The sequence below is a fragment of the Mycobacterium sp. genome (assembly GCF_050701675.1).
Classification (GTDB): domain Bacteria; phylum Actinomycetota; class Actinomycetes; order Mycobacteriales; family Mycobacteriaceae; genus Mycobacterium.
Genome location: NZ_JBOGDD010000899.1, coordinates 1 through 12,222, shown reverse-complemented (window position 1 = coordinate 12,222; position 12,222 = coordinate 1). Strand labels below are relative to the sequence as shown.

Annotated in this window: 10 protein-coding genes; 5 read left to right on the top strand and 5 right to left on the bottom strand. The window is 68.5% G+C overall.

The window, feature by feature from the left end; genetic code table 11:
• Positions 1 to 68 precede the first annotated feature (68 nt).
• The 5 genes from ACRDUX_RS27255 to ACRDUX_RS27235 form a co-directional block, all read right to left on the bottom strand.
• Positions 69 to 539, bottom strand: coding sequence for an FxsA family protein (locus ACRDUX_RS27255; RefSeq protein ID WP_526418361.1), 471 nt, complete (start codon positions 537 to 539; stop codon positions 69 to 71).
• 78 nt (positions 540 to 617) lie between these two features.
• The gene (locus ACRDUX_RS27250; protein ID WP_526418359.1) at positions 618 to 1,019 is read right to left on the bottom strand and encodes a PPOX class F420-dependent oxidoreductase; all 402 of its coding nucleotides are present in this window, start codon (positions 1,017 to 1,019) and stop codon (positions 618 to 620) included.
• Entirely contained in the window at positions 1,020 to 1,403 is a 384-nt protein-coding gene (locus ACRDUX_RS27245; protein WP_526418357.1) for a PPOX class F420-dependent oxidoreductase, read from the bottom strand.
• A gap of 34 nt (positions 1,404 to 1,437) precedes the next feature.
• Positions 1,438 to 5,022, bottom strand: coding sequence for a cobaltochelatase subunit CobN (gene cobN, locus ACRDUX_RS27240; RefSeq protein WP_526418355.1), 3,585 nt, complete (start codon positions 5,020 to 5,022; stop codon positions 1,438 to 1,440).
• A 308-nt stretch (positions 5,023 to 5,330) separates the two neighbouring features.
• Positions 5,331 to 6,788 (bottom strand): flavin-containing monooxygenase, encoded by a 1,458-nt coding sequence (locus ACRDUX_RS27235; protein ID WP_526418362.1) that lies wholly within the window; start codon positions 6,786 to 6,788, stop codon positions 5,331 to 5,333.
• Between the two features lie 158 nt (positions 6,789 to 6,946).
• Between ACRDUX_RS27235 and ACRDUX_RS27230 the strand changes: the two genes are divergently transcribed.
• From ACRDUX_RS27230 to ACRDUX_RS27210, 5 genes are all read left to right on the top strand, one after another.
• Positions 6,947 to 7,888 (top strand): TauD/TfdA dioxygenase family protein, encoded by a 942-nt coding sequence (locus ACRDUX_RS27230; RefSeq protein WP_526418354.1) that lies wholly within the window; start codon positions 6,947 to 6,949, stop codon positions 7,886 to 7,888.
• Between the two features lie 4 nt (positions 7,889 to 7,892).
• Positions 7,893 to 9,011, top strand: coding sequence for a precorrin-3B synthase (gene cobG / locus ACRDUX_RS27225; protein ID WP_526418352.1), 1,119 nt, complete (start codon positions 7,893 to 7,895; stop codon positions 9,009 to 9,011).
• A 9-nt stretch (positions 9,012 to 9,020) separates the two neighbouring features.
• Positions 9,021 to 9,647, top strand: a complete 627-nt coding sequence (locus tag ACRDUX_RS27220) for a precorrin-8X methylmutase (protein ID WP_526418350.1) — start codon at positions 9,021 to 9,023, stop codon at positions 9,645 to 9,647.
• On the top strand, positions 9,644 to 11,116 hold the full coding sequence (locus tag ACRDUX_RS27215) for a precorrin-2 C(20)-methyltransferase (protein ID WP_526418349.1): 1,473 nt from the start codon (positions 9,644 to 9,646) through the stop codon (positions 11,114 to 11,116). The genes ACRDUX_RS27220 and ACRDUX_RS27215 overlap by 4 nt, the downstream gene beginning before the upstream one ends.
• A 53-nt stretch (positions 11,117 to 11,169) precedes the next feature.
• Positions 11,170 to 12,222, top strand: a 1,053-nt coding sequence (locus ACRDUX_RS27210) for a phosphotransferase family protein (protein ID WP_526418347.1), incomplete at its 3' end; no start/stop codon positions are given.

Sequence of the window (12,222 nt, the reverse complement as noted above, 5' to 3'; positions counted from 1 at the left end):
CCGCCATGGCGGTCGCCTCGGGCATGACCGGGTTGTAGACCTGGCCGCCGACCAGAAGCGTCGTCAAGCTAGTAGGGGTTCTTCGGCAGGCGGGGCGGCTCCACGTCGGTCACGTCGATGACCTCTCCGTCGATGTAGTCACCACGGGGCCGGTACGCGCGAGGGCCCGCGGTGGTCACGATCAGTGGAACACGGCCGAGACCGCGGGCGGCGAGCGCCGTCACGGCGGGCCGGGCCGCGGCCCGCGTCGGCGGCAACAGGAGCAGCAGCCCCAACGCCGACGTGACGAGGCCGGGGACGACGGTCAAAACGGTGCCCAGCGCGACGAGGGCGCCGTCGGATACCGCGCCCTGCGGCGAGGCCAACCCCGACTGCAGCCGATGGACCTGGCGCTTCACCTGCGAACCCGCCAGGGCGAGACCCAGCGCGAAGGTGCCGACCACCAGCAGGAAGGTCCATCCGAACCCGATCGTGGACACCAGACCGACCACCACCGCCAGTTCGACGAGGACGTACACCAGGAAGAGCCGCATAGCCATGACGTGACAACGTTCGGTGGGACCCGTGGGTTCCTAACCGGCCGTTCCGGCTTGCTCGATTCCCCGGTCGCTGCGCTCCTACCCTCCGGCAGGAGCCTGCACTGCTTCAACCTCGATCGCAGCGTGCACCTTGTCGATGCCCCCGCGCAGCAGCGCCTGCGGGACGAAGTAGATCGCGTGGTTCCAGTACCGCCGGATGATCCTGTCGAACACCGGCCGGGTCTCGGACTTTGGCAGCATGCGCGCGACGGCCTCGACGGGCTCACCCTTGACCTTGCCGAATATGCCGCACTTCTGGATGGTGACCCGCGGAGTGTTGTTGATCCGCTTGGTCTTCCACGAACCGTCGTCGGTGATGATCAACAGCTTGTCGCCCTCGGGCACGCCCCACACCGTCGTTGGCTTGGGCTTGCCGTCCTTGGTGAACGTGGTCAGCAGCAGGTACTTCTCGCCGTAGACGTCCTCGAAGGTGGGCGCCACTCAGCTCACCGCCTTCAACTCGATGGTGACGTTCCTCTCCATGCCACCGCGGAACTTGGAGAAGAGGTTGAACGTCCTGCCGACAAGCCCGTAGCGCCTCCCGATCGCGTCATAGGTGACGCCGTTGGCCGACTTGTCCAGCACCGCCGCCACCGCCTCGACGGCCTCGCCCTTGGGCTTGCCGCCACGATCGCATTCGGCGATGGTCACGCGCGGGGTGTTGCGGATGCGCTTGACCTTCCACGACTGCTCCTGGGTGATGGCAACCACACCGTCACCGCTCGGCGCTGCCCAGATCGCCGTTGGTTTGGGCCTGCCGTCCTTGGTGAAGGTGGTCAGCAGGATGTACTCGGACTTCGCGACCTCGGCGAACGTGACGGGCATGCGCACCAATCTAGCTGCAACGATCCCGCGGCACTCAGCCCTCGAGATCGCCCTCGGTCTCCAGAAGGACCTGCCGCAAGCCGTCGAGGGTGGCGGCGTCGGGTTCGGCCCACATGCCCCGGCCGGCGGCCTCGAGCAGCCGCTCGGCCATGCCGTGCAGGGCCCACGGGTTGGACTCGTCCATGAACTTGCGGTTCTCGTCGTCGAGTACGTATTCCCCCGCCAGGCGTTCATACATCCAGTCGGCCATCACCCCGGCCGTGGCGTCGTAGCCGAACAGGTAGTCGACGGTCGCCGCCATCTCGAAGGCCCCCTTGTAGCCGTGCCTGCGCATCGCGGACATCCACCGCGGGTTCACCACCCTGGCCCGAAACACCCGGGTGGTCTCCTCCGAGAGCGTGCGGGTGCGGACCGCGTCGGGCCGCGTGTTGTCGCCGATGTAGGCCGCCGGGTCGTGACCCGTCAGCGCACGCACCGTGGCGACCATCCCACCGTGGTACTGGAAGTAGTCGTCGGAGTCGGCGATGTCGTGTTCGCGGGTGTCGATGTTCTTGGCCGCGACGGCAATCCGGCGGTACTGCCTGCTCATGTCGTCGGTGGCCGCCGCCCCGTCGAGTCCGCGGCCGTACGCGAATCCACCCCACGCCGTGTACACCTCCGCCAGGTCGGCGTCGTCGCGCCAGTTCTGGCTGTCGATCAGCTGCAGCAGGCCTGCGCCGTACGTGCCCGGTTTGGAGCCGAAGATCCTCGTCGTCGAACGGCGCACGTCACCGTGCTCGGCGAGGTCGGCCTTGGCGTGCGCACGGACGTAGTTGTACTCGGCGGGCTCGTCGAGGTCGGCGACCAACGCCACCGCGTCGTCCAACATCGTCACGACGTGCGGAAACGCGTCGCGGAAGAAGCCCGAGATCCGAACCGTCACGTCGATGCGCGGACGCCCCAGCTCGGCCAGGTCGATGGACTCAAGGTCGACGACCCGTCGGGACGCGTCGTCCCACACCGGCCGAACCCCCAGCAGTGCGAAGACTTCGGCGATGTCGTCGCCTGAGGTCCGCATGGCCGACGTGCCCCAGACCGACAGACCGACCGAGCGAGGCCACTCGCCGTGGTCGGTCCGATAGCGCTCCAACAGCGAATCCGCCAGCGCGACACCGGTTTCCCATGCCAACCGCGACGGGACGGCCTTGGGGTCGACGGAGTAGAAGTTGCGACCGGTGGGCAGCACGTTGACAAGGCCTCGCAGCGGTGAGCCCGACGGCCCAGCCGGGATGAAGCCGCCGTCCAGTGCGTGCAGGATCTGGGAGATCTCGCGATCGGTCTCCCGCAGCCGCGGCACCACCTCGGTCGCGGCGAAGCGCAGCACGTCGGCGACCGCCGAGTCCTCGGCGATGCCGTCGACGGCCGATGCATCCCAACCGGTTTCGGCGAGTGCGGCCACCAGTTCACGGGCCCGGGTCTCGGCGGCATCGACCGCGCCCCTGACGTCCGTGCCGTCCTCGGCAAGTCCGAGCGCCTGGCGCAGCCCTGGCACCGACTGCTCGCCGCCGAACAGCTGCCTGGCCCGCAGGATCGCCAGCACCAGGTCGATCTCCGTCTCCCCGGCCGGCGCCTGCCCGAGGACGTGCAGCCCGTCCCGGATCTGGACGTCCTTGATCTCGCACAGCCAGCCGTCGACGTGAAGCAGCATCTCGTCGAAGGAGTCCTCGTCGGGACGGTCCTGCAGACCCAGGTCGTGGTCCATCTTGGCCGCCCGCATCAGGGTCCAGATCTGCTGACGAATGGCGGGCAGCTTGCCAGGATCGAGCGCGGCGATGTTGGAGTGCTCGTCGAGCAGCTGCTCGAGGCGGGCGATGTCCCCGTAGCTCTCGGCTCGCGCCATCGGCGGGATGAGATGGTCCACCAGGACTGCATGTGCACGACGTTTCGCCTGGGTGCCCTCCCCTGGGTCGTTGACCAGGAACGGGTAGATCAGCGGCAGATCACCGAGGGCGACGTCGGTGCCGCACGTCGAGGACATGCCGAGCGTCTTGCCTGGCAGCCACTCCAGGTTTCCGTGCTTGCCGAGGTGCACCACCGCGTCGGCCTTGAAACTCCCCGTGAACTCGGCGTCGAGCCAACGGTAGGCCGCGAGGTAGTGGTGACTGGGCGGCAGGTCGGGGTCGTGGTAGATCGCGACCGGGTTCGCGCCGAACCCGCGCGGTGGCTGCACGATGATCACGACATTGCCGGATTGCATTGCGGCGATCACGATTTCGCCGTCAGGATCCTGACTACGGTCGACGTAGAGCTCCCCAGGGGGTGGCCCCCAGTGCTTGACGACGGCGTCGGCGAGCTGGGCGGGCAGCGTGGCGAACCATTTCCGATAGTCCTTCGCGGACACCCGGATCGGGTTGCCTGCCAGCTGTCCCTCGGTCAGCCAATCGGGGTCCTGGCCGCCACGTTCGATCAGCGCGTGGATCAGCGCGTCACCGTCCTGGGCGTCTACGCCGGGCACCTCACCTATCTGGTAACCGGCGTCGCGCATCGCACGCAGGAGCGAGACGGCGCTGGCAGGCGTGTCGAGGCCGACCGCGTTGCCGATGCGCGCGTGCTTCGTCGGGTACGCGGAGAACACGAGCGCGACCCGCTTGTCCCGGTTGGCTACGTGGCGCAGCCGGGCCTGACGGACCGCGAGGCCCGCGACCCTGGCGCAGCGCTCCGGATCGGCGACGTAGGAGATCAGGCCCTCGTCGTCGATCTCCTTGAACGAGAACGGAACCGTGATGATCCGGCCGTCGAACTCGGGCACGGCCACCTGCGTCGCGACGTCGAGCGGACTCATGCCGTCGTCGTTATCGCTCCACTGATCCCTTGACGACGTCAGGCACAGTCCCTGCAGGATGGGAATGTTCAACGCGGCGAGGTGCGCGACGTTCCAGGTGTCGTCGTCGCCACCCGCGCCCACCGTCGCCGGAACCGCGCCACCAGCCGCCAGCACCGTCGTCACCATCGCGTCGACGGTGCCGAGAAGCTCGAGCAGATCGGACTCGGGAGTGCGCAACGACGCGCAGTACACCGGCACCGCCTGGCCGCCGGCCGCCTCGATCGCCTGGCACAACGCCTCGACGTAGGCCGTGTTGCCCGCCAGCTGCTGCGCGCGATAGAAGAGGACGGCGATCCGCGGGCCGCCGGCCGCAGGAGCAGGCCGCTCCATCACACCCCAGCGGGGGGTTGACTCTGGCGGGGCGAAACCCAAGCCCGTCATCAGCAGGGTGTCGCTGAGGAAGGCGTGGAGCTGGCGGAGGTTCGTCACCCCACCTTGGGCCAGGTAGACGTGCGCCTGCAGCGCCACGCCCGCGGGCACCGTCGAGTGGCTCATCAAGTCGGCGTCGGGCGACTGTTCCCCGCTGAGGACGACGGTGGGGACACCAGTGCCGACCACGGTGTCGATGCCGTCCTGCCAGCTGCGGTACCCGCCGAGGATCCGCACGACCACGACGTCGGCCCCGTCCAGCAAGGAGTCGAGCTCACCGTCGACGAGCCGGGACGGGTTCACCCACCGGTAGCGTGCGCCGCTGGCCCTGGCCGTCATCAGGTCGGTATCCGACGTGGACAGCAGTAGAACGGTGGGCTGGTGCACCCACCATTCGTACCGCACCGGCCTCGACCGCGGTCAGCTCGGTGCGGTACGCCTGATCAGCGGTCGTAATTGCCCCACCGGCCGTACCACGAGTCCCGGTAGGGAAGACCGAGGATCGCGAGCAGCAGCACTACCAAGGCCGCGAATGCGACGAGTCCGAACATGTGGTTCCTCCCGAGTCACCCGCCTGCCTCGTGGAGTAGCCGGCAAACGGAGGTTCAGAAAGGAAGCTAGTACCGGCGGTACCGTTTTCGGCGGTTTCGTGTGGGACGGAACACACTTGCATCGGAGGTGACGTAGGTCACTCCTCAGGTGGTGCGAACGTCGAAGTCTCGCGTGTCCGGCGCCCGGAGCAGCGCCCGATGCCGGCCGGGGCGCCATGGGAACAGCTCGGGAAGTCCGTCCTCGCCCAGATACCAACTGGAGCAACCGGTCAGCCAAACCGTCTGTGGCATGGCAGATTTCATCTCCTCGTTGTAAACCTTGGTGGCCACTTCCGTCGGCGCGGCCGAACTCACCCGACCGTCGGCGATCCGCTTGATCCACCACACGGCGTAGTCGGCCTGATCCTCGGCGATCGGGACCAGCGACTGGTTCCCGATCGGCGAGTGCGGGCCCATCAACATGAACATGTTGGGAAACCCGGGCACCGCGACGGACCGGTAAGCCCTGGCTCCGCCCGCCCAGGCCTGCGCAAGGGTCAGGCCGCCCTCGCCTACGACGTCCATCGGGCGGACGTACGCGCGGGCGTCGAAACCGGTCGCCAGCACCAACACGTCCAGTTCGTGCAGGGTCCCGTCGGCGGTGACGACTCCCCGCGCCTCGACGTGGTCGATGGCGTCCGTCACGACCTCGACGCCGGGACGCTGAATCGCCTGGTAGTAGTGCCCCGCGACCACCTGCCTCTTGCACATGGCCTGATAGTCGGGGGTGAGCCTTCTGCGTAACTCGGGATCGCGCACGGACAGCCGCAGATTCCACCGGCACAGCCTCGCGACCAGACGTCGCTGCCAGCACGGTTCGACGACTGCGCGGCCGAAGACCTTCTCGAAGTAACCCTGCCAGAACTTGTAGGCGAACCCGTTCAGCACGGCCCACCGCCTCAGGGCCGCCTTGGTGTGCCGCCGGTAGCGGAAGTTGGGCGTCGGGCACACCCACTGTGGCGTGCGTTGGAAGATCTCGAGCCGACGCACGTTGCCGCCGAGCGCCGAGGTGATCTGCACCCCCGTCGAACCCGTGCCGATCAATCCGATCCGCTTGTCGTGCAATGAGATCGAATGATCCCACCGGGCCGAATGGAATGTGGCACCCGAGAACGTCTCGAGGCCCTCGACGTCCGGGTAGCGCGGCACGCGTAACACCCCGGTCGCCGTGACCAGGACGTCGAAGGCCTCCTCGCCTGCGGCCGTGGTGACCCGCCACCTGCCGTCGTCGTAGCGGGCCGCGGTGACCTCGGTTCCGAATCGGATGTGCTGACGCAGGCCCCACTCCTCGGCCACCGTGCGGAAGTAGGACTGGATCTCCGCACCCGACGGCATGAAGCGCGACCAGGCCGGGTTGGGACGGAACGTATACGCATAGAAGCGCGAGGGCACGTCACAGGTGAGTCCCGGGTAGGTGTTGTCACGCCACGTCCCACCGACCTCGTCGGCCTTCTCGAAGATCGTGAAGGTGTCGATGCCCGCGCCCTGAAGCTTCACGGCCATGCAGATACCCGACATCCCGGCACCGATGATCGCCACCGTCGGCGTCTCCCCAGCCTTCATCACGCGGACCCCTCCCGCCCTGCGGATGAGCCGACGCTACGCCCGCCGATCTCGACAATTGACGGGATCGGACATTTTTCCTGCGGGCGAGGCGGCAAGAAAGAATCTGCGTCAGCCAAAAACTGGCCAGGACGACCGGATTGTGCGGCAATTGAGCCATGTCCAATTCCCCAGTCGTCGTCAAGCTCGGCGCCAACATCGGAGCGCGCATCGACGGCGTGCGCCTCGACGGCGACCTCGACACCTCCACCGTCGAGGCGATCAACGACGCGCTCCTGAAGCACAAGGTGATCTTCTTCCGCGATCAGCAGCACCTCGACGACGAGAGCCAGCTCGCCTTCGCCAAGACCCTCGGGACGCCCACGATCGCGCATCCGACGGTGACGTCGCGCGGCGCCGACATACTGCCCATCGATTCCCGCTACGACAAGGCCAACTCCTGGCACACCGACGTCACGTTCGTCGACCGCATCCCGAAGGCCTCACTGCTGCGGGCCATCACGCTGCCCGAGTACGGCGGGACCACGACGTGGGCGTCGACCGAGGCCGCCTACGACCAGCTGCCGCCCCCACTGCGGGCCCTCGTCGAGAACCTGTGGGCGGTGCACACCAACGACTACGACTACATCAAGGACTTCGCAGAAGTTCAGGCCGAGTCCCAGCGACCGGATGAGGACACCGTCCGCCAGTACCGCGAGGAGTTCGTCTCCGACATCTACGAGACCGAACATCCCGTGGTCCGGGTCCACCCCGAGACGGGACGGCGGGTCCTGCTGCTCGGTCACTTCGTCAAGCGCTTCGTCGGGCTGGGATCGACGGAGTCGACGACGCTTCTTCAGCTACTCCAGGCGCGGGTCACCAAGCTGGAGAACACAATTCGCTGGAACTGGCAGCCGGGTGACCTCGCCATCTGGGACAACCGAGCCACCCAGCACTACGCCGTCTCCGACTACGACGACCAGTACCGTCGCCTGAGCCGGATCACCCTGGCAGGTGACATCCCAGTCGACGTGCACGGCACGCCGAGCCGCGTCATCACCGGCGATGCGTCGCACTACTCGGAGGTCGTGGCGCCGGCCCGTCTGGTCGCCGTACCGTAGATGGGTGCCCCGCTCCCGCGATGACGACGCGTGCCCCGGCGCGCTTCAGGTTCATCAGGCGGCCGACGGCGCGCTGGCCCGGGTGCGCCTGCCAGGCGGGATGATCGACGCGTACCAGCTGGAGGCGCTCGCGCTGGTCGCCGACCGGTTCGGCTCCTCGACGATGGAACTGACGTCGCGCGGCAACGTCCAGATCCGGGGTATCACCGACCCCGCGGCGCTGGCCGACGCAATCGCCGATGCGGGTCTGCTGCCGTCCAACAGCCACGAACGCGTCCGCAACGTCGTGGCGTCTCCACTGACCGGTCGTGACGGCGGGCGCGCGGACGTCCGTGATCTGGTGCGCGAACTCGATGCCGCGATCCAGGCCAGCGGCGAGCTCGCCACCCTGCCCGGCCGGTTCTGGTTTTCGATCGACGACGGGCGCGGCGACGTGTCCGGGCTTGGGGCCGACGTCGGCGCCCACCTCCTCGACGACCACACGGCGGCCCTGCTGGTGGCGGGCGTCGACACCGGCATTCGCACCGACGACGTCGTGTCGACACTCGTCGACGTGGCGGAGAAATTCAATCGAGTGCGCGGAAATGCTTGGCGCGCAGGTGAACTCACCGATGTCGAGCCCCTCCTGGTCGGACTGTCGCGCACCGCCGAGCCGGGTGCCACCTGGCCCGCCGTGACGCGGCCTCCGGTCGGGTGGATCCAGCAGGACGACGGACGGGTCACGCTCGGCGGCGCCATCCCCCTCGGCGTCCTGAAGGCGCGGGTCGCCGAATACCTGGCGGCGGTGAACGCCCCGCTCGTGATCACGCCGTGGCGTTCGGTCCTGATCTGCGACCTCGCCGACGGGGTCGCCGACGCCGCGTTGCGGGTGCTCGCCCCGCTCGGGTTGGTGTTCGACGAGAACTCACCGTGGCTGGACGTCAGCGCCTGCACGGGAAGTCCCGGATGCGCACACTCGGCCACCGACGTCCGTCAGGACGCCGCGCGGGCGGTGTTCGACGTCGACGGCGCCGAGGAGAGGATTCACCGGCACTACGTCGGTTGCGATCGGGCGTGCGGAAGCCCATCGACCGGTCAGGTGCTGGTGGCGACCGCGAACGGCTACGAGCCGCGTCACCCGTAGGGTGATCGGGTGCTCGACTACATCCGCGACGCAGCCGAGATCTACCGGCAGTCGTTCGCGACGATCCGCGCCGAGGCCGATCTGGCCCGGTTTCCCGACGACGTCTCGCGGGTCGTGGTCCGGCTGATCCACACCTGTGGCCAGGTGGACGTCGCCGAGCACGTCGCCTTCACCGCAGGCGCCGTCTCGTCAGCTCACCGCGCCCTCGCCGCGGGAGCGCCCGTGCTGTGCGATTCATCGATGGTCGCCGCGGGCATCACGCGGTCGAGGCTCCCCGCCGACAATGAAGTGGTGTCGCTCGTCGCCGACCCTGGGGCGGCCGACCTCGCCGCGCGACTGGGCAGCACGCGGTCCGCTGCGGCCGTCGACCTGTGGGCCGACCGGTTCGGTGGCGCGGTGGTGGCGATCGGCAACGCCCCCACCGCCCTGTTCCGGCTGCTCGAACTCCTCGACGACGGCGCACCGGTGCCTGCCGCCGTCCTCGGCGGTCCGGTCGGGTTCGTCGGGTCGGCGCAGTCCAAGCAGGAACTGATCGAAAACCCGCGCGGCATGGACTATCTCGTCGTGACCGGAAGACGCGGGGGCAGTGCGATGGCAGCCGCGGCCGTCAACGCGATCGCGAGCGAACGCGAATGAGCACGAGGGGAACGCTGTGGGGCGTCGGGCTGGGGCCAGGCGATCCAGAGCTGGTGACGGTCAAGGCGGCCCGCGTGATCGGCGAGGCCGACGTCGTCGCCTATCACAGCGCCCGGCACGGCCGGAGCATCGCACGGGCCATCGCCGAGCCCTATCTGCGGCCCGGTCAGATCGAGGAGCACCTGCTCTACCCGGTCACCACCGAGGCCACCGATCACCCAGGCGGCTACGCGGGGGCGATGGAGGACTTCTACGCCCTTGCCGCCGAACGCATCGCCGTTCACCTGGACGAGGGCCGCGACGTGGCGCTGCTGGCCGAGGGTGACCCGCTGTTCTACAGCTCGTACATGCACATGCACACCCGACTGACGGAGCGGTTCAAGGCCGTCATCGTGCCTGGGGTGACGTCGGTGAGCGCCGCGTCGGCAGCCACCGGGCAACCGCTCGTCCAGGGCGACGAGGTGTTGACCATCCTGCCGGGCACCCTGGCACCTGACGAGCTCCGGCGGCGCCTGATCGACAGCGACGCCGCCGTGGTGATGAAGCTCGGGCGCTCGTATCCGGCTGTGCGGGAGGTCCTTTCCTCCATCGGCAGGCTCGACGAGGCGTACTACGTCGAACGCGCGAGCACACCGCAGCAGCGGGTGCTTCCGGCCGGCGAGGTCGACGAGACGACGGTGCCCTACTTCTCGCTGGCCATGCTGCCGGGGATGACGGCCCGCAAGGATCCCGTCGGAAGCGTCGCCGTCGTCGGCCTCGGGCCAGGCGACGTGGACTGGATGACCCCTCAGTCGCGCCGTGAGCTCACCGCCGCGACCGACCTCATCGGCTATGGCCCCTACCTGGACCGGGTCCCGGCCCGCGTCGGTCAGACCCACCATCCGAGCGACAACACCGACGAGCCGGCCCGCGCCCGGTTGGCGTGCACGCTGGCGCAGCAGGGCCGCGCGGTCGCCGTGGTGTCCTCCGGTGACCCAGGGGTGTTCGCGATGGCGACGGCCGTTCTCGAGGAGGCCGAGCAGTGGCCCGGCGTCGACGTCAGGGTGATCCCCGCGATGACGGCGGCCCAGGCCGTCGCGAGCCGGGTCGGCGCGCCGCTGGGGCACGACTACGCAGTGATCTCGCTGTCCGACCGGCTCAAGCCATGGGACGTGATCGTCGATCGGTTGCGCGCCGCCGCGGCGGCCGATCTGGTCCTGGCGATCTACAACCCGGCGTCGAAGACCCGCACCTGGCAGGTCGGCGCCATGCGCGACCTGCTGCTGGAACACCGCGATCCGGGCACCCCCGTCGTCATCGGCCGCGACGTGTCGGGACCCCGCGAGGAGGTCAAGGTGGTCCGGTTGGGCGATCTGGCCCCCGAGGACGTCGACATGCGGTGTCTGCTCATCGTCGGGTCGTCGCAGACCCAGTGGCAGTCGCTCGGTGCAGGTGACCGCGTCTTCACTCCGCGTCGGTACCCCTCCTGACTCCTGTCAGAGATCGTTGACAGCTGTCAGAACGCCGATTAGTGTCCGGCCTCATGACCAGGCCCCTGCCTCCGGCCCCGTCCATCCCCCGCAGCCCAACGGACGTGACGCCGCAGTGGTTGGAGTCCGTGTTGCAGAGCGAGGTTCGCTCGGTCGAGGTGACTCCGATCGGCACCGGCCAGACGGGTGCCACCTACCGCCTGTCGGTGGGCTACGGGCCCGAGCCGACCGACCTGCCGACCACGTTCGCCATCAAGCTGTCGTCGCAGGACGACGCGGTGCGGGAGCGGGTGGCGCTGGGGTACCGGTCCGAGCACGCGTTCTACACCGAGGTCGCCGACGTGGTCCGGGTACCGATCCCCCGCCATTACCACTGCGAGATCTCCGACGACGGCGGCGATTTCGTCCTGCTGCTCGCCGATGCGGCGCCCGCCGTCCAGGGTGACCAGATCGGCGGATGTACCGCAGTCGAGGCAGAGCTGGGCGTACGGGCACTGGCGGGCCTGCACGGACCCACCTGGTGCGACCCCAAGTGGACCGACTTCCCCGGCCTGGCCATGTCACTGGCGAGCGAGGACGCCATCAAGGGCCTCGGCGACATCGCGGTGATGGCGACGCAGATCACCCTCGACCGGCTCGGCTCGCGCATGACGGCCGAGGACCGCGAGACCGCGACCGAGGCCATGTCGATGGCCACCCCCTGGTTGATGGCCGACCGGCAACGATTCTCGCTGATGCACGGCGACTACCGGCTCGACAACATGCTCTTCGATCCCGACCGAACCAAGGTCACCGTCGTCGACTGGCAGACCCTCGGGGTCGGTCTGCCCGCCCGCGACCTGGCCTACTTCACGGGCACCAGCCTGCTTCCCGAGGCGCGGTCACAGACAGACCAGGATCTGGTCACCGCCTACCACTCGGAGCTGTTGGGTTACGGCATCACGGATTACGACCGCGAGACGTGCTGGCGCGACTACCGGGTCGGCATGCTGCAGGTGCCCCTGCTCACCACGCTCGGCTGCGCGTTCGCCATCTCCACCGAACGCGGTGACGACATGATGCTGGTGATGCTCGAGCGGGGTTGCCGGGCGATCCGCGAACTGGGC